This window comes from Citrobacter sp. Cpo015, assembly GCF_030333035.1.
GTDB lineage: Bacteria > Pseudomonadota > Gammaproteobacteria > Enterobacterales > Enterobacteriaceae > Citrobacter > Citrobacter portucalensis.
Window position 1 is genome coordinate 49,075 of record NZ_JAOWGS010000020.1, and the last position, 16,828, is coordinate 65,902.

General features: G+C 53.9%; 15 protein-coding genes. 10 read left to right on the forward strand and 5 right to left on the reverse strand.

All coding sequences use genetic code 11. From position 1 onward, the window contains the following. The first annotated feature begins 46 nt into the window (after positions 1 to 46). Genes fhuA through fhuB form a run of 4 tightly spaced genes read left to right on the forward strand, consistent with a single transcriptional unit; the run spans position 47 to position 6,094 of the window. Positions 47 to 2,305 (forward strand): ferrichrome porin FhuA, encoded by a 2,259-nt coding sequence (gene fhuA, locus OGY67_RS06840; protein WP_128611361.1) that lies wholly within the window; start codon positions 47 to 49, stop codon positions 2,303 to 2,305. A gap of 47 nt (positions 2,306 to 2,352) precedes the next feature. Further along, positions 2,353 to 3,150, forward strand: coding sequence for a Fe3+-hydroxamate ABC transporter ATP-binding protein FhuC (gene fhuC, locus OGY67_RS06845; RefSeq protein WP_003829206.1), 798 nt, complete (start codon positions 2,353 to 2,355; stop codon positions 3,148 to 3,150). Further along, positions 3,150 to 4,040 carry a Fe(3+)-hydroxamate ABC transporter substrate-binding protein FhuD gene (gene fhuD / locus OGY67_RS06850; RefSeq protein WP_286573811.1) on the forward strand — a complete coding sequence of 297 codons (891 nt, stop codon included), beginning with the start codon at positions 3,150 to 3,152 and terminating at the stop codon, positions 4,038 to 4,040. Before fhuC ends, fhuD begins: the two co-directional genes overlap by 1 nt. 14 nt (positions 4,041 to 4,054) lie before the next feature. Then, positions 4,055 to 6,094, forward strand: coding sequence for a Fe(3+)-hydroxamate ABC transporter permease FhuB (fhuB, locus tag OGY67_RS06855; RefSeq protein ID WP_100247232.1), 2,040 nt, complete (start codon positions 4,055 to 4,057; stop codon positions 6,092 to 6,094). 113 nt (positions 6,095 to 6,207) lie between these two features. Here the strand turns inward: fhuB and hemL are convergent, their stop codons facing one another. Next, positions 6,208 to 7,488, reverse strand: a complete 1,281-nt coding sequence (hemL, locus tag OGY67_RS06860; protein ID WP_100271481.1) for a glutamate-1-semialdehyde 2,1-aminomutase — start codon at positions 7,486 to 7,488, stop codon at positions 6,208 to 6,210. A gap of 168 nt (positions 7,489 to 7,656) precedes the next feature. On the opposite strand from hemL, the gene clcA reads away from it, so the two are divergent. The 3 genes from clcA to erpA are packed head-to-tail and all read left to right on the forward strand — an operon-like array spanning position 7,657 to position 9,504. Further along, positions 7,657 to 9,078, forward strand: a complete 1,422-nt coding sequence (gene clcA / locus OGY67_RS06865; protein ID WP_008786259.1) for a H(+)/Cl(-) exchange transporter ClcA — start codon at positions 7,657 to 7,659, stop codon at positions 9,076 to 9,078. Positions 9,079 to 9,101: 23 nt separating this feature from the next. Beyond that, the gene (gene yadW / locus OGY67_RS06870; RefSeq protein WP_122973801.1) at positions 9,102 to 9,167 is read left to right on the forward strand and encodes a small protein YadW; all 66 of its coding nucleotides are present in this window, start codon (positions 9,102 to 9,104) and stop codon (positions 9,165 to 9,167) included. Further along, positions 9,160 to 9,504 carry an iron-sulfur cluster insertion protein ErpA gene (gene erpA / locus OGY67_RS06875; RefSeq protein ID WP_008786260.1) on the forward strand — a complete coding sequence of 115 codons (345 nt, stop codon included), beginning with the start codon at positions 9,160 to 9,162 and terminating at the stop codon, positions 9,502 to 9,504. Before yadW ends, erpA begins: the two co-directional genes overlap by 8 nt. A 119-nt stretch (positions 9,505 to 9,623) precedes the next feature. Here the strand turns inward: erpA and OGY67_RS06880 are convergent, their stop codons facing one another. The 3 genes from OGY67_RS06880 to mtnN are packed head-to-tail and all read right to left on the reverse strand — an operon-like array spanning position 9,624 to position 11,776. Then, entirely contained in the window at positions 9,624 to 10,247 is a 624-nt protein-coding gene (locus OGY67_RS06880; RefSeq protein ID WP_003829199.1) for a TRIC cation channel family protein, read from the reverse strand. A gap of 37 nt (positions 10,248 to 10,284) precedes the next feature. Next, positions 10,285 to 11,085 carry a vitamin B12 ABC transporter substrate-binding protein BtuF gene (gene btuF / locus OGY67_RS06885; protein ID WP_003829197.1) on the reverse strand — a complete coding sequence of 267 codons (801 nt, stop codon included), beginning with the start codon at positions 11,083 to 11,085 and terminating at the stop codon, positions 10,285 to 10,287. Continuing rightward, on the reverse strand, positions 11,078 to 11,776 hold the full coding sequence (gene mtnN / locus OGY67_RS06890) for a 5'-methylthioadenosine/S-adenosylhomocysteine nucleosidase (RefSeq protein ID WP_286573812.1): 699 nt from the start codon (positions 11,774 to 11,776) through the stop codon (positions 11,078 to 11,080). Before mtnN ends, btuF begins: the two co-directional genes overlap by 8 nt. 83 nt (positions 11,777 to 11,859) lie before the next feature. Between mtnN and dgt the strand changes: the two genes are divergently transcribed. The 3 genes from dgt to cdaR all read left to right on the forward strand — a co-directional run bounded on the left by dgt (position 11,860) and on the right by cdaR (position 16,246). Next, entirely contained in the window at positions 11,860 to 13,377 is a 1,518-nt protein-coding gene (gene dgt, locus OGY67_RS06895) for a dGTPase (RefSeq protein WP_060682723.1), read from the forward strand. A gap of 129 nt (positions 13,378 to 13,506) precedes the next feature. Then, positions 13,507 to 14,940, forward strand: coding sequence for a serine endoprotease DegP (gene degP, locus OGY67_RS06900; RefSeq protein ID WP_003829191.1), 1,434 nt, complete (start codon positions 13,507 to 13,509; stop codon positions 14,938 to 14,940). A gap of 148 nt (positions 14,941 to 15,088) precedes the next feature. Further along, positions 15,089 to 16,246 (forward strand): DNA-binding transcriptional regulator CdaR, encoded by a 1,158-nt coding sequence (gene cdaR, locus OGY67_RS06905; RefSeq protein WP_003829189.1) that lies wholly within the window; start codon positions 15,089 to 15,091, stop codon positions 16,244 to 16,246. A gap of 94 nt (positions 16,247 to 16,340) precedes the next feature. Here the strand turns inward: cdaR and OGY67_RS06910 are convergent, their stop codons facing one another. Further along, positions 16,341 to 16,727 carry a DUF3461 family protein gene (locus OGY67_RS06910; protein ID WP_005132126.1) on the reverse strand — a complete coding sequence of 129 codons (387 nt, stop codon included), beginning with the start codon at positions 16,725 to 16,727 and terminating at the stop codon, positions 16,341 to 16,343. Positions 16,728 to 16,828 lie beyond the last annotated feature (101 nt).

Genomic DNA, 16,828 nt, shown 5'->3' on the forward strand with positions numbered 1-16,828 from the left:
ATAATTCTCGTTTACGTTATCATTCACTTTCATCAGAGAAATACCAATGGCGCGTCTTAAAACTGCTCAGCCAAGTTCATCGCTGCGTAAAATCGCAGTAGTGGTAGCCACAGCGGTTAGCGGCATGTCTGTCTATGCACAGGCGGCGGTTGACCCGAAAGAAGAAACCATCACCGTAACTGCTGCACCTGCTCCGCAGGAAAGCGCATGGGGGCCTGCGGCAACCATCGCTGCACGACAGTCTGCTACGGCGACCAAAACCGACACTCCGATTCAAAAAGTTCCTCAGTCTATTTCAGTGGTCACCGCCGAAGAGATGGCGTTGCATCAGCCAAAATCGGTCAAAGAGGCGCTCAGCTACACCCCGGGCGTTGCCGTGGGTACGCGTGGCGCGTCCAATACCTATGACTACCTGATTATTCGCGGATTTGCCGCAGACGGCCAAAGTCAGAATAACTATCTGAATGGCCTGAAGATGCAGGGCAACTTCTACAATGATGCGGTCATCGACCCTTATATGCTGGAGCGCGCCGAAGTGATGCGCGGTCCGGTTTCCGTTCTGTACGGAAAGAGCAACCCGGGTGGGTTGTTGAACATGGTCAGCAAGCGCCCGACAACGGAGCCGCTGAAAGAAGTTCAGTTCAAAATGGGCACTGACAGCCTGTTCCAGACCGGTTTTGACTTCAGCGATGCGCTGGATGACGATGGTGTGTACTCATACCGTCTGACCGGCCTGGCGCGTTCCGCGAATGCGCAGCAGCAGGGCGCAGAAGAACAGCGTTATGCCATCGCGCCATCTTTCACATGGCGTCCGGATGATAAGACGAATTTCACCTTCCTCTCCTACTTCCAGAACGAGCCGGAAACCGGTTATTACGGCTGGTTGCCGAAAGAGGGGACCGTGTCTAAGCTGCCAAATGGTTCACGTCTGCCGACCGATTTCAACGAAGGTGCGGACAACAATACATACTCTCGTAACGAGAAGATGGTGGGCTACAGCTTCGACCACGAATTTAACGACACCTTTACCGTACGTCAGAACCTGCGTTATGCGCAAAACAAAGTGTCGCAGAAAAGCGTGTACGGCTACGGCATGTGCTCCGATCCGCTGTATACAAAAAACCAGGCAGCACTCAACGCTAGTCCATGTAAAAGCATCCCTCAGTCTGATTGGGATCACACGCTGACTCGTCAGTACGTTGACGATAATGAAAAATTGCAGAATTTCTCTGTTGATACCCAGTTGCAGAGCACATTCGCCACCGGTTCCCTGGATCACACATTGCTGACCGGCGTTGACTATATGCGTATGCGTAACGATATCAACTCCTGGTTCGGTTGGGCTGGTTCGGTAGCGCCGTCTGATATCTATAATCTTGACCGTAGCGATTTTGACTTTGGCTCGCACCCTGGACCTGGCGCAGCTTATCGCGTTCTGAATAAACAGGAACAAACGGGCCTGTACGCTCAGGATCAGATGCAGTGGGATAAGGTGCTGGTCACTCTGGGCGGTCGTTACGACTGGGCTAAGCAGGACTCTCTGAACCGAGTTTCTGGTGTGCTGGACTCCCGTGATGACCGACAGTTTACCTGGCGTGGCGGTGTTAACTATCTGTTCGATAACGGTGTAACCCCGTATTTCAGCTACAGCGAATCGTTTGAACCAAATTCTCAGGTTGGGGAAAGCGGTAATATCTTTGCGCCATCTAAAGGTAAGCAGTACGAAGCGGGCGTGAAGTACGTACCGAGCGATCGTCCGATCGTGTTGACCGGTGCCGTTTACCAGTTGACCAAAACCAACAACCTGATGGCCGACCCGAATGGATCGATCTGGTCAGTTGAAGGCGGCGAAATTCGCTCACGTGGTGTAGAAATTGAAGCGAAAGCGGCGCTGTCAGCCAGCGTTAACGTGGTTGGTTCTTATACCTATACCGATGCGGAATACACCACTGACACCAACTACAAAGGCAATACGCCTGCCCAGGTGCCAAAACATATGGCATCACTGTGGGGGGATTACACCCTCTATGATGGTGCGCTTTCCGGGCTGACGTTGGGTACGGGTGTTCGTTATACTAGTTCCAGTTATGGCGATCCGGCAAACTCCTTCAAAGTGGGAAGCTACACGCTGGTAGATGCGTTAGTGCGTTACGATCTGGCGCGTGTAGGTATGGCTGGCTCCAACGTGGCGCTGCATGTGAACAACCTGTTTGACCGTGAATACGTCGCCAGCTGCTTCAATACTTATGGCTGCTTCTGGGGCGCAGAACGTCAGGTCGTTGCAACTGCAACCTTCCGTTTCTAATTTCTCTTTGGGCACGCTTTGCGTGCCCGTTTTACAAGTTGGCTGCTATGCAGGAAAACAGATCCCATCCCGACACCACTTTTGCGTTGCGTAATGTCTCCTTTCGTGTGCCTGGTCGCACGCTTTTGCATCCTCTCTCATTAACTTTTCCTGTAGGGAAAGTGACTGGTCTTATCGGCCACAACGGTTCCGGTAAATCGACATTATTGAAAATGCTGGGACGTCATCAGCCGCCGTCAGAAGGTGAAATCCTGCTCGACGAACAGCCGCTGGAGAGCTGGAGTAGTAAAGCGTTTGCCCGCAAGGTCGCCTATCTGCCGCAACAGCTGCCGCAGGCAGAAGGGATGACCGTACGCGAACTGGTGGCGATTGGTCGTTATCCGTGGCACGGGGCGCTGGGGCGTTTTGGCGTTGCCGACAGAGAGAAGGTAGAAGAAGCAATTTCGCTGGTAGGTTTAAAGCCGCTGGCGCACCGTCTGGTCGATAGCCTGTCCGGTGGGGAACGCCAACGCGCGTGGATTGCCATGCTGGTGGCACAGGACAGCCGCTGTCTGCTGCTTGATGAACCGACTTCCGCGCTGGATATTGCCCATCAGGTTGACGTGCTGGCGCTGGTGCACCGCTTAAGCCAGCAGCGCGGGCTGACGGTGGTTGCGGTGCTGCATGATATCAATATGGCGGCCCGTTACTGCGATTACCTCGTTGCGCTGCGCGGCGGTGAGATGATTTCTCAAGGAACGCCTGCTGAACTGATGCGCAGTGAAACTCTGGAACAAATTTACGGTATCCCGATGGGCATTTTGCCGCATCCGGCCGGTGCCGCACCCGTGAGTTTTGTCTATTAATGATCGGATTACATCATATTACCCGTCGGCGGCTGCTTACGGCGATGGCGCTGTCGCCTCTGCTGTGGCGGATGAATACGGCGCACGCCGCGGCGGTTGATCCACAGCGCATTGTAGCGCTGGAATGGCTGCCGGTAGAGCTGCTGCTGGCGCTGGGTATTACGCCGTATGGCATCGCAGATATCCCTAACTACAAGCTGTGGGTCAGTGAGCCTCCTCTGCCGGACTCGGTAATTGACGTCGGGCTACGTACGGAACCCAATCTCGAACTGCTGACCGAAATGAAGCCCTCATTTCTGCTCTGGTCGGCAGGTTACGGTCCTTCTCCTGAAAAGCTGGCGCGGATTGCACCAGGCCGGGGATTTAACTTTAGCGATGGCAAAAAGCCGCTGGCCGTTGCGCGACAGTCGCTGCAGGAAATGGCGCAATTGTTCAATCTGCAAGCTTCTGCTGAACGCCATTTGACTGAGTACGATCATTTTATCGCCAGCCTGAAACCGCGCTTTATGCAACGCGGCGCGCGTCCCGTGCTCCTGACATCCCTGCTTGATTCGCGGCATATGCTGGTGTTTGGTTCAAACAGCCTGTTCCAGGACGTACTGGACGAATATGGGATCCCTAACGCCTGGCAGGGCGAAACAAACTTCTGGGGCAGCACTGCCGTGAGTATTGACCGTCTGGCTGCTTATAAGGATGTCGATGTGCTGTGCTTTGATCACGGCAACGATAAAGAGATGGCTGCGCTGATGTCTACGCCATTATGGCAGGCGATGCCGTTTGTCCATGGCGGACGTTTTCAACGTGTGCCTGCCGTTTGGTTCTACGGCGCAACGCTATCGGCCATGCATTTTGCCCGTATTCTGGATAATGCGTTGGGAGGCAAAGCGTGAGCAGGAAACTTGAAATGCCGGATGGCGGTGCGAAAAACGCCTTATCCGACTTACGGTTTGGGCGCTTTGTAGGCCGGATAAGGCGAAGCCGCCATCCGGCGTTGCTGTTGTTGGTGCTGTTTGTTGCTGCCTGCTGGCTGACATGGGTTAACTTCTCCGTTGCGCTACCGCGCAGTCAGTGGCAACAGGCTATCTGGTCACCGGATATCGACATCATTGAGCAGATGGTTTTTCACTATAGCCTGCTGCCGAGGCTGGCTATATCGCTACTGGTCGGCGCCGGGCTGGGCCTGGTCGGCGTGTTGTTTCAGCAGGTGTTGCGTAACCCGCTGGCGGAGCCAACCACGCTGGGCGTTGCGACTGGTGCGCAGTTGGGCATTACGGTTACCACGCTGTGGGCTATTCCTGGTGCGCTGACCACGCAATTTGCGGCGCTGGCGGGAGCATGTGTCGTTGGGGCGCTGGTGTTTGGCGTTGCCTGGGGCAAGCGTCTTTCTCCTGTGACGTTAATCCTTGCCGGGCTGGTGGTCAGCCTGTACTGCGGGGCGATTAACCAGTTGATGGTTATCTTCCATCACGATCAGCTGCAAAGCATGTTTTTATGGAGCAGCGGCACGTTAACGCAAACCGACTGGAGCGGCGTACAGCGTCTGTGGCCGCAGCTGTTGGGCGGTGTGATGCTGACTCTGTTGTTATTACGCCCAATGACGCTGATGGGACTGGATGACGGCGTGGCGCGCAACCTCGGTCTGGCGCTGTCGCTGGCACGTCTGGCGGCGTTATCGCTGGCCATTGTCATCAGCGCCTTACTGGTTAACGCGGTTGGGATTATCGGCTTTATTGGCCTGTTTGCACCGCTGCTGGCGAAAATGCTCGGTGCGCGTCGTTTGCTGGCACGTCTGGTACTGGCCCCGCTGATTGGTGCGTTGATCCTCTGGCTCTCCGACCAAATCATTCTGTGGCTGACCCGCGTATGGATGGAAGTCTCCACCGGTTCAGTGACGGCGTTGATTGGCGCACCGTTGCTACTGTGGTTGTTGCCGCGCTTGAGGAGTATGAGCGCCCCGGATATGAACGCCAGTAATCGCATCGCCGCTGAGCGTCAGAATGTGCTGATGTTTGCGCTGGCGGGTGGCGTAATCTTGCTGCTAACCCTCGTGGTGGCGCTGTCGTTTGGCCGCGACGCACATGGCTGGACATGGGCTAGCGGCGCGATGCTGGATGAGCTGATGCCCTGGCGCTGGCCTCGCATTCTGGCGGCCCTGATTGCCGGGGTGATGCTGGCGGTAGCGGGCTGTATTATTCAACGTCTGACGGGCAACCCGATGGCCAGCCCGGAAGTGCTGGGCATTAGCTCCGGTGCGGCATTTGGCGTGGTGCTCATGCTGTTTTTGGTCCCCGGAAATGCTTTTGGCTGGCTGCTGCCTGCCGGAAGCCTCGGGGCCGCGGCTACTCTGCTTATCATTATGATTGCCGCCGGGCGCGGTGGTTTTTCACCGCACCGTATGCTGTTGGCCGGTATGGCGCTCAGTACGGCCTTTACTATGCTGCTGATGATGCTGCAGGCCAGCGGCGATCCGCGCATGGCGGGCGTGTTGACCTGGATTTCCGGTTCAACCTATAACGCGAGCGGAGAGCAGGTACTGCGTACCGGGATTGTGATGGTGATTCTGCTGGCGATGACGCCGCTGTGCCGCCGTTGGCTAACAATTTTACCGCTCGGCGGCGATACGGCGCGGGCTGTAGGTATGGCTATCACGCCATCACGCGTGGGGTTACTGCTGCTGGCGGCAGGGCTGACGGCGACAGCCACCATGACTATTGGACCGTTGAGCTTTGTCGGGCTGATGGCTCCGCATATTGCCCGTATGATGGGTTTTCGTCGGGCGATGCCGCATATGCTGATTTCGGCGCTGGCGGGTGGCGTGTTGCTGGTCTTTGCTGACTGGTGCGGCAGGATGGTGCTGTTTCCGTATCAGATCCCGGCGGGATTATTGTCGACGTTTATTGGTGCCCCGTACTTTATCTATCTGCTGAGAAAGCAGAGCCGCTGAGGCTGACCCCTTTCATGTAGGCCGGATAAGACGCTTTGCGTCGACATCCGGCAATAAAAAAGCCGGGTGGCGGCTTCGCCTTACCCGGCCTACATTTCTGCACGTTCTCTTTTTTACAACTTCGCAAACACCCGGCGCGCGGCGTCGATGGTGTTATTGATATCGTCTTCACTGTGCGCCACGGACATAAAGCCCGCTTCGAAAGCAGACGGCGCCAGATAAATTCCTTCATCCAGCATCATGTGGAAGAAGCGCTTGAAGCGTTCGACGTCGCATGCCATCACATCCTGATAGCAGGTTACGGTTTCTGCATCGGTGAAGAAAATCCCGAACATCCCGCCCACATGGTTAACCACCAGCGGAATATTCGCTTCTTCGGCAGCTTCCAACAGACCTTCCGCCAGACGCGTCGTCAGTTCGTTCAGCGTTTCATGAATACCCGGTTGGGCGACTTCGGTCAGACAGGCATAACCTGCCGCCATCGCGATCGGGTTACCGGAAAGCGTCCCCGCCTGGTAAACCGGACCGGTCGGCGCCAGTGCGTCCATCACATCGCGGCGACCGCCGAATGCGCCAACGGGCATTCCGCCACCGATAATTTTACCGAGGCAGGTCAGATCCGGCACGACGCCGTAATAATCCTGTGCTCCGGCCAGCGCTACGCGGAAACCGGTCATCACTTCATCAATGATCAACAGCGCGCCAAACTCATCGCACAGCGCACGTAGGCCCGGCAGGAATTCCGGCAACGGCGGGATGCAGTTCATGTTGCCGGCGACCGGCTCAACGATGATGCACGCGATCTCCTGCGGATACTGTTCAAATGCCGCACGTACTGAAGCGAGATCGTTGTAGGTGCAGGTCAGGGTGTGTTTCGCGAAATCGGCCGGAACGCCTGGGGAGTTCGGCTGGCCCAGCGTTAATGCACCGGAACCGGCCTTAACCAGCAGGCAGTCGGCATGGCCGTGGTAGCAGCCTTCAAATTTGATGATTTTATCGCGACCGGTGAAACCGCGCGCCAGACGGATTGCGCTCATTGTCGCTTCCGTACCGGAGTTCACCATGCGCACCATGTCCATGGTCGGCACTAATTCGGTGACCAGCTCCGCCATTTTCACTTCCATCTCGGTCGGTGCACCGAAGCTTAAACCGCGCTCCGCAGCTTCAATCACCGCATTACGGATTGCCGGGTGGTTGTGACCCAGTACCATCGGTCCCCAGGAACCGACGTAATCGACATAGGCTTTACCATCGACATCGTACAGATACGCGCCGTCCGCTTTTTCGATAAACAGCGGAGTACCACCCACGCCAGTAAAGGCGCGAACGGGGGAGTTGACGCCGCCTGGGATAAGTTCGCGTGCTGCGCTGTAGAGATTTTCAGACTTACTCATGGATGGGGTCCTGGTTCGTAGAAAAAGTAAATGCCCGCTATTCTAGTTATTCAGAGAAGGTTATGAAAGTTTTACGCATTTGAAACAATGCGATTTGCAGGGGATTTTCGCGAAATGTGCGAGTAGAATGCCGATTCCGTATTTGTATTACCAATTAATGATCATCTGATGAAGACAGACACTCCCTCTTTTGAAGCACAGCAAATTGTGCGTTTACGCCGCAGGGATCAAATTCGTCGTCTCCTGGAACGAGACAAAACGCCGTTGGCGATCCTGTTGATGGCTGCAGTAGTGGGTACTGTGACAGGGCTTGTTGGCGTGGCATTTGAGAAAGCGGTGACCTGGGTGCAGAATCAGCGCATTGGCACGCTGGCTCAGGTTGCGGACCATGACATTCTGCTGTGGCCGCTGGCGTTTATTCTCTCGGCGTTGCTGGCGATGGTCGGCTATTTCCTGGTGCGTAAATTTGCGCCGGAAGCCGGTGGTTCGGGGATCCCTGAGATTGAAGGTGCGCTGGAAGAGCTGCGACCTGTGCGTTGGTGGCGTGTCCTGCCGGTGAAATTTATCGGCGGCATGGGCACGTTGGGTGCTGGCATGGTGCTTGGGCGTGAAGGTCCGACCGTGCAGATTGGCGGTAACCTCGGGCGCATGGTGCTGGATATTTTCCGCATGCGTAGCGCCGAAGCGCGGCATACCTTATTGGCTACCGGTGCGGCAGCGGGCCTTTCGGCGGCGTTTAACGCTCCGCTGGCGGGGATCCTGTTCATCATTGAAGAGATGCGCCCGCAGTTTCGCTATAACCTCGTGTCGATCAAAGCCGTGTTTACCGGCGTTATTATGTCGAGCATTGTGTTTCGTGTTTTCAACGGTGAAGCCCCGATAATTGAAGTCGGGAAACTGTCTAATGCGCCGGTGAATACGCTGTGGCTGTATCTCGTGCTCGGGCTTATTTTTGGCTGTGTCGGGCCATTGTTCAACACCATGGTGTTGCGCACCCAGGATATGTTCCAGCGCTTTCACGGCGGTGAAATTAAAAAATGGGTGCTGATGGGCGGCGCGATCGGCGGTCTGTGCGGTATCCTGGGATTAATTCAACCTGAAGCGGCAGGCGGTGGCTTTAATCTGATCCCGATTGCCGCAGCAGGCAATTTTAGCGTCGGTCTACTGCTGTTTATATTTATCACCCGGGTCGTCACCACGCTGCTGTGCTTCTCATCCGGCGCGCCCGGTGGGATCTTTGCCCCGATGCTGGCGTTGGGGACGTTGCTTGGTACGGCGTTCGGTATGGCTGCGGCGGCCTCTTTTCCGCAGTATCACCTGGAGGCCGGAACCTTTGCCATTGCCGGAATGGGGGCTTTGTTGGCTGCTTCGGTGCGTGCGCCGCTAACGGGTATTGTACTGGTGCTGGAGATGACCGATAACTATCAGCTCATTTTGCCAATGATTATTACCTGTCTTGGCGCAACACTATTAGCCCAATTTATGGGCGGAAAGCCGCTATACTCGACTATCCTGGCTCGTACGCTGGCAAAACAGGAAGCGGAGCAGGCGGCAAAAAGCCAGGGTACTGCCGCTGGCGAGAATACTTGAACGAAATACCAGGGTATTAGATAATGGCCCAAAATATTGGGTTGAAATTTACCCAATTGCCGATGTCGTTTGGAGCAAAATATGAGTGATGACGTAGCGCTGCCACTGCAATTTACTGAAGCAGCAGCCAATAAAGTTAAAAGCCTGATCGCTGACGAAGATAACCCGAATCTGAAATTACGCGTGTATATCACTGGCGGTGGTTGCAGCGGTTTCCAGTACGGTTTCACCTTTGATGATCAGGTCAATGAAGGTGATATGACCATCGAGAAACAAGGTGTTGGTCTGGTCGTTGATCCGATGAGTCTGCAATATCTGGTGGGCGGCGCGGTTGACTATACCGAAGGTCTGGAAGGTTCCCGCTTCGTTGTGACTAACCCGAATGCGAAAAGCACCTGCGGGTGTGGTTCTTCTTTCAGCATCTGATTGCTGTCTGTAATACTGATGGTCTGATGTTGTAGGCCCGGTAAGCGTAGCGCCACCGGGCAATGTGCCGGATGGCGGCGTAAACGCCTTATCCGGCCTACATGTTCTGTATCGTCATATCAACGCCCGTTATCATCCAGCGCAAACGTCGGCAATTTCAGATGCCAGCGAATGGCGGCAAGCCGAATCAGCAGCGTGACAATCATCCCCATCATACTGGCGTTTTCCAGTGAAACATCAAAGGTATAAAACGCTGTCGCATGCACGATCCCGCCGATAATACAGGCTGTGGCGTAGATCTCGGTGCGCAAAATCATCGGGACTTCACGAGCTAACACATCGCGAATGATCCCACCACCAACGCCGGTAATCACCCCCATACAAATCGCCACCAGCGGCCCTGTTCCTGCGAGAAATGCCTTGTTGACGCCAATACCCACGAACACCGCCAGACCAACGGCATCCAGCACCGGAAGGATCCATTTCGGTATGCGTCTTGGTTGACGTACCAACAGGATCGTCAGCATGCTGGTTATCATCGCCACCACCAGATCGGTCGGATCCTTAACCCAAAAAACCGGTCCATTATCCAGCGCCATATCGCGGATCGTTCCACCACCAACGGCGGTAACCACGCCGAGTACCAGGACGCCAAACGGATCCATACGTAATTTTCCGGCCAGTAATACGCCAGAGATTGCAAATACCGCGGTGCCGACAATATCAAGCCAATAGACGAGCATTTTTAAATCCTCACAACAGACCTGGTGGGGGCAGGCGCTAATTTATCTGTGAAAGCGCATTACAGAGTTGTTTTGCGGCGAGGATAATACGCGGGCTCGCGCGTTCGAACCAGTCACTATTAAGTGTAATAATGGGTATTTTTAGCTGGTTTCCCCAGTATTGCTCAATTTTCAGAGTTTCGCCCGGACCGCCTGTGGCAACAATAGCCTGGGGGGCTCGTGCCAGGACCTGCTCACGGCTAACCTGCGGCCAGGGAACCCGACTACCGGCAAAGATGTTTTCTCCGCCGCATACCTCAAGAACTTCGTGCTGAATAGAACCTTTTCCACTGGTAAACAGAGGATTGGCACCAAACTGGAGAAACACGCGTTTTTTCGGTTTGTTGGCATACTGAGATTTAAGTAAAGCATAGTCATCAAGCATGGTTTGCGCCGCCTGTTTAGCTTGTTCAGGCTTGGGGCTCCATGCTGCTAATTGGCGTAGCGCATCGGCAACCTGCTCAATGGTAACGGCATCCACCCAGATGACCTTAATTCCCAGAGAGGTCAGTTGATTCACCTGCCGCTCAGCATTTCCCCCGCGCCAGGCGACGACCAAATCAGGTTTCAGCGCCACAATACGTTCAAGATTCATCCCTTGCCAGGTTGAGACTTCCTCAATATTTTTGGCTTCTGGCGGGTAGTTAGAATAGCTGCTGACGCCAACGGGGGTAATGCCAGCGGCAAAAGCGAGTTCAGTATTGGCAGGAGAAAGCGTCACAACACGCGGCGCGGCGTAAAGGAACGCCGGGAGAGTGAAAAGCAGGGCGACCAGCGCCCTGGAGAGTAATTTAGCCATGCGCCAGTTTCTGTACCAGCGTTTCAACCATCAGGCTTGACTGCTTCGCGGCAACCACCAGGAATTCGTCAAAGCTGAGATGGGACTGCTGATCGGCAACGTCAGAGATAGCGCGAACCACGACAAATGGCACGTTAAAGTTGTGGCAAACGTGCGCAATTGCGGTCGCTTCCATCTCAACGGCAATCGCCTGCGGGAAGTTATGCTTAATTTTAGCCAGCCCCACGGAACCATTAATGAAGGCATCGCCGCTGACGATAAGTCCGCGAACGGCGTTCAGATTGAGTTCGGCGATGCAAGACTCTGCGGCAGCAATCAACGCAGGATCGGCTTTAAAACCAGCCGGGCAGCCCGGTAGCTGACCAAATTCATAGCCAAAGGCAGTGACGTCGGCGTCGTGATAGCGCGCTTCGTCAGAAACTACGATATCCCCGACTTTCAGCGTAGAGGCCAGGCCACCCGCAGAACCGGTATTAATGATGGCGTCCGGCTTGCAGCGTTCAAGCAGCAACGAAGCGCCCAGTGCCGCAGCCACTTTACCGATACCCGATTTCAGCAGCGCAACCTCTGTACCGTTCAGTTGGCCGGTGTAAATTTCACAACCGCCGAGCGCGATGGTCTGACGGTTTTCGATTTTGTCACGCAGCAGCGTAACTTCTTCTTCCATTGCACCAATGATGCCGATTTTCATAGATTTACTCGCGATAAGCCAGATTTGAGGGCATAGTCTATCATGCGCTTAAGGGGTAGCGCATTTCTCAGGCGGGAGAGGACATGGCACAGATCGATTTCCGGAAAAAAATAAACTGGCATCGTCGTTACCGTTCGCCGCAGGGCGTGAAGACTGAGCATGAGATCCTGCGTATTTTCGAAAGCGATCGCGGACGTATTATCAATTCTCCGGCAATTCGCCGACTGCAACAAAAAACGCAGGTCTTTCCGCTGGAGCGTAATGCGGCGGTGCGCACGCGTTTAACGCACTCGATGGAAGTTCAGCAGGTTGGGCGCTATATCGCGAAAGAGATCCTCAGCCGACTGAAAGAACTAAAGCTGCTGGAGCAGTATGGCCTGGATGAACTGACAGGGCCATTTGAGAGTATTGTCGAAATGTCCTGCCTGATGCATGACATTGGTAATCCGCCGTTTGGCCATTTTGGGGAGGCGGCTATTAATGACTGGTTCCGCCAGCGACTGTATCCCGCAGACGCAGAAAGTCAGCCCCTAAGTGATGACCGTTGCCAGGTGACGGCATTACGATTGCGTGAAGGCGAAGAGTCGCTGAATGATATTCGCCGCAAGGTGCGCCAGGACCTGTGCCATTTTGAAGGCAATGCGCAGGGTATTCGCCTTGTGCATACGTTGATGCGTATGAACCTTACCTGGGCGCAGGTTGGCGGTATTTTAAAATATACCCGTCCAGCGTGGTGGCGCGGCAGTGCACCCGAGACACACAACTATTTAATGAAGAAGCCGGGTTATTACCTTTCTGAAGAACCGTATATTGAGCGGTTGCGTAAAGAATTATCATTAGCGCCTTACAGTCGCTTTCCATTAACCTGGATTATGGAAGCTGCCGATGATATCTCTTATTGCGTGGCGGATCTGGAAGATGCCGTTGAGAAAAGAATCTTTAGCGTCGAGCAACTTTATCACCACCTGTATGAGGCGTGGGGGCAGCATGAAAAAGGTTCCCTGTTTAGCCAGGTTGTTGAGAACGCTTGGGAGAAGTCACGTTCAAATACATTAAGCCGGAGTACCGAAGATCAGTTCTTTATGTATTTACGCGTCAATACGCTGAATAAACTGGTGCCATATGCGGCCCAGCGGTTTATTGATAATTTGCCGCAGATTTATGAAGGCAGCTTTAATCATGCGCTGCTAGAAGATGCCAGTAGCTTCAGCCAGTTACTGGGTGTTTATAAAAATGTGGCGGTAAAACATGTGTTTAGCCATCCGGATGTTGAACAACTGGAACTACAGGGCTATCGGGTGATCAGCGGATTGCTGGAGATCTATCAGCCGTTATTAAAAATGTCTCAGTCAGATTTTTCTGAACTGGTCGACAATGAAAGAGTAAAACGTTTTCCTATCGAGTCCCGTTTATTTCAGAAGTTGTCTACCCGCCATCGTCTTGCGTATGTTGAGGCGGTTAGTAAAATATCGACGGGGTGCGCCGAGTACTCGGTTCTGGAATATTATTATCGCTGCCGATTGATTCAGGATTATATCAGCGGAATGACAGATTTGTATGCCTGGGATGAATATCGTCGCTTGATGGCCGTAGAACAATAAATACTCATTTGTAAAGGCGGACAATAAAATTTTACTTTTTCCTTAAACTTAATTCTGGAACTTAGCGCTATAAAACGACTCTGACGTATACAGCAATTTTGCGTTACCTGTTAATCGAGAACGAAACACATGAAAAAAACCACATTAGCAATGAGTGCACTGGCTCTGAGTTTAGGTTTGGCGTTGTCCCCCCTGTCTGCTACAGCGGCTGAGACGTCGTCTTCAGCAATGACCGCCCAACAGATGCCAAGCCTGGCCCCGATGCTCGAAAAAGTGATGCCATCGGTGGTAAGTATTAACGTCGAGGGGAGCACGACGGTAAATACGCCGCGCATGCCGCGTAATTTCCAGCAGTTCTTCGGTGATAATTCACCGTTCTGCCAGGACGGTTCTCCGTTCCAGAGTTCACCGTTCTGCCAGGGCGGCGCACCGGGCGCTGACAATGGCGGCGGCCAGCAGCAGAAATTTATGGCACTCGGTTCCGGCGTAATTATTGATGCCGCGAAAGGGTATGTCGTGACCAATAACCACGTGGTAGATAACGCCACGGTGATTAAAGTTCAGTTGAGCGATGGTCGTAAATTTGACGCGAAGATCGTGGGTAAAGATCCGCGCTCCGATATCGCGCTGATCCAAATTCAGGATCCGAAAAACCTGACGGCGATTAAGCTGGCAGATTCCGATGCGCTGCGCGTGGGTGATTACACCGTGGCAATTGGTAACCCGTTTGGCCTCGGTGAAACGGTGACTTCCGGCATTGTTTCTGCGCTGGGACGTAGTGGCCTGAACGCGGAGAACTACGAAAACTTTATTCAGACGGATGCTGCGATCAACCGGGGTAACTCCGGTGGTGCGCTGGTCAACCTGAACGGTGAGCTGATCGGTATTAACACAGCGATCCTCGCGCCGGACGGCGGTAACATCGGTATCGGTTTTGCGATCCCAAGCAACATGGTGAAAAACCTGACCTCGCAGATGGTTGAGTTTGGCCAGGTTAAACGCGGTGAGCTGGGCATTATGGGTACCGAGCTGAGCTCTGAGCTGGCGAAAGCGATGAAAGTTGACGCTCAGCGTGGCGCATTCGTCAGCCAGGTGATGCCGAACTCTTCCGCAGCGAAAGCGGGGATTAAAGCCGGGGATGTGATTACCTCCCTGAACGGCAAACCTATCAGCAGCTTCGCCGCCCTGCGTGCGCAGGTCGGTACGATGCCGGTTGGCAGCAAAATCACCCTGGGTCTGCTGCGTGACGGTAAGCCGGTCACCGTGAACCTGGAATTGCAGCAGAGCAGCCAGACTCAGGTTGACTCCAGCTCTATCTTTAAAGGCATCGAAGGTGCCGATATGAGCAACAAAGGCCAGGACAAAGGTGTCGTGGTAAGCGACGTGAAACCGAATTCTCCGGCTGCACAGATTGGCCTGAAGAAAGGGGATGTGATTATCGGCGCGAACCAGCAGCCGGTGAAAAACATCGCTGAACTGCGCAAAATCCTCGACAGCAAACCGGCTGTACTGGCGCTGAACATTCAGCGCGGTGACAGCTCCATCTATCTGTTGATGCAGTAATCTCCCTCAACCCCTTCCTGCACAGGAAGGGGTTTCTTTTTGTGATACTTCCCACAACTCCATACTTCTCCCTTTCGCTTTGTGCATTTGCACAATGTCGCCGCTTATTATCTTCCCTATGCTTGAGCTCTGCTCACAGGAGGGGTTTATGGCTGGTTGGCATCTTGATACCAAAATGGCGCAGGATATCGTGGCGCGTACCATGCGCATCATTGATACCAATATCAACGTAATGGATGCCCGTGGGCGGATAATCGGCAGCGGCGATCGCGAACGTATTGGTGAATTGCACGAAGGGGCGCTGCTGGTGCTTTCGCAGGGTCGGGTGGTCGATATCGACGATGCGGTGGCACGTCACTTGCACGGTGTACGACAGGGGATAAACCTGCCTCTGCGTCTGGAAGGCGAAATCGTTGGCGTTATCGGCCTTACCGGCGAGCCGGAGCATCTGCGCAAATACGGCGAGTTAGTGTGTATGACCGCAGAAATGATGTTGGAACAGTCGCGCTTGATGCATCTGTTAGCGCAGGATAGCCGTCTGCGTGAAGAGCTGGTGATGAACCTGATTCAGGCGGAAGAGAATACACCGGCGCTGATGGAATGGGCCCAGCGTTTAGGCATTGATTTGAACCAGCCACGCGTGGTGGCGGTGTTGGAGGTCGATAGTGGCCAGCTTGGCGTTGACAGTGCGATGGCGGAGTTACAGCAATTGCAGAATGCGTTGACCACGCCCGAACGTAATAATCTGATTGCGATTGTCTCTCTGACCGAGATGGTGGTGCTGAAACCGGCGCTCAATCAGTTTGGCCGCTGGGACGCTGAAGATCATCGTAAGCGGGTTGAGCAGCTTATTGCCCGCATGAAAGAGAACGGACAGCTGCGTTTTCGCGTGTCGCTGGGCAACTATTTTACCGGGCCTGGTAGCATTGCCCGTTCGTATCGTACGGCGCGCACCACCATGATGGTCGGTAAACAGCGGATGCCGGAAAGCCGTAGCTATTTCTATCAGGATTTGATGTTGCCAGTGCTGCTGGACAGCCTGCGCGGTGGCTGGCAGGCCAATGAGCTGGCGCGTCCGTTGGTGAGGCTGAAAGCGATGGATAACAATGGGTTGCTGCGTCGGACATTGGCGGCATGGTTTCGTCATAACGTCCAGCCGCTGGCGACCTCAAAGGCACTGTTTATTCACCGCAATACGCTGGAATATCGCCTGAATCGTATTTCAGAACTGACCGGGCTGGATCTGGGGAATTTTGACGACAGACTGCTACTGTATGTGGCGTTACAGTTAGATGAGCAGCATTGATTAACTGCCTGATGGCGCTACGCTTATCAGGCCTACGAGGATATACCTGTAGGCCGGATAAGGCGTAAGACGCCGCCATCCGGCAACAAACGGCTTATTTACGCGTCAGTTTTTCCAGATCGGCTTCAATTTCGCTGATCTTGTTGGTCACGACGCTTTCGAGATGACGTAAATCATCAAGGATCTTGCGTTTAAGATCGACTTCGCTGCGATCGCGCTGGCAGATCTGATCCAGTTCATCGATCACATAGCGCAGGTTGGGACTGATCTCCTGCACTTCTTTGTAACCCTGGCCGATGCCATCAGCTACCACCGTTTTGCGCTGACGGGGATATTTGAACTTCACGCTCTTGGCAAAAAACTCGCCTTTATCCTTTTGGAAATAGATTTTCAGGATATCGTTGTTGGCTTCTTGCCGCAGGCTGTAACGATCGATCTCTTCAGGATTAGTAATGCCCAGACTTTTCAGATTGTCATACATAGCGGTACCCTTAAGCTCACTATAACCATTGAATAATTAACGAAAAGCCTTGTTTATGCCACTCGCAGATGTAAAAAAAGCGGGCTAAGCCCGCTTTTTCA

Excerpts from the sequence above, each read along its gene's own strand:
- fhuA (WP_128611361.1), top strand. The coding sequence starts at position 47 with ATGGCGCGTCTTAAAACTGCTCAGCCAAGTTCATCGCTGCGTAAAATC.
- fhuC (WP_003829206.1), top strand. The coding sequence starts at position 2,353 with ATGCAGGAAAACAGATCCCATCCCGACACCACTTTTGCGTTGCGTAAT.
- fhuD (WP_286573811.1), top strand. The coding sequence starts at position 3,150 with ATGATCGGATTACATCATATTACCCGTCGGCGGCTGCTTACGGCGATG.
- fhuB (WP_100247232.1), top strand. The coding sequence starts at position 4,055 with ATGCCGGATGGCGGTGCGAAAAACGCCTTATCCGACTTACGGTTTGGG.
- hemL (WP_100271481.1), bottom strand. The coding sequence starts at position 7,488 with ATGAGTAAGTCTGAAAATCTCTACAGCGCAGCACGCGAACTTATCCCA.
- clcA (WP_008786259.1), top strand. The coding sequence starts at position 7,657 with ATGAAGACAGACACTCCCTCTTTTGAAGCACAGCAAATTGTGCGTTTA.
- erpA (WP_008786260.1), top strand. The coding sequence starts at position 9,160 with ATGAGTGATGACGTAGCGCTGCCACTGCAATTTACTGAAGCAGCAGCC.
- OGY67_RS06880 (WP_003829199.1), bottom strand. The coding sequence starts at position 10,247 with ATGCTCGTCTATTGGCTTGATATTGTCGGCACCGCGGTATTTGCAATC.
- btuF (WP_003829197.1), bottom strand. The coding sequence starts at position 11,085 with ATGGCTAAATTACTCTCCAGGGCGCTGGTCGCCCTGCTTTTCACTCTC.
- mtnN (WP_286573812.1), bottom strand. The coding sequence starts at position 11,776 with ATGAAAATCGGCATCATTGGTGCAATGGAAGAAGAAGTTACGCTGCTG.
- dgt (WP_060682723.1), top strand. The coding sequence starts at position 11,860 with ATGGCACAGATCGATTTCCGGAAAAAAATAAACTGGCATCGTCGTTAC.
- degP (WP_003829191.1), top strand. The coding sequence starts at position 13,507 with ATGAAAAAAACCACATTAGCAATGAGTGCACTGGCTCTGAGTTTAGGT.
- cdaR (WP_003829189.1), top strand. The coding sequence starts at position 15,089 with ATGGCTGGTTGGCATCTTGATACCAAAATGGCGCAGGATATCGTGGCG.
- OGY67_RS06910 (WP_005132126.1), bottom strand. The coding sequence starts at position 16,727 with ATGTATGACAATCTGAAAAGTCTGGGCATTACTAATCCTGAAGAGATC.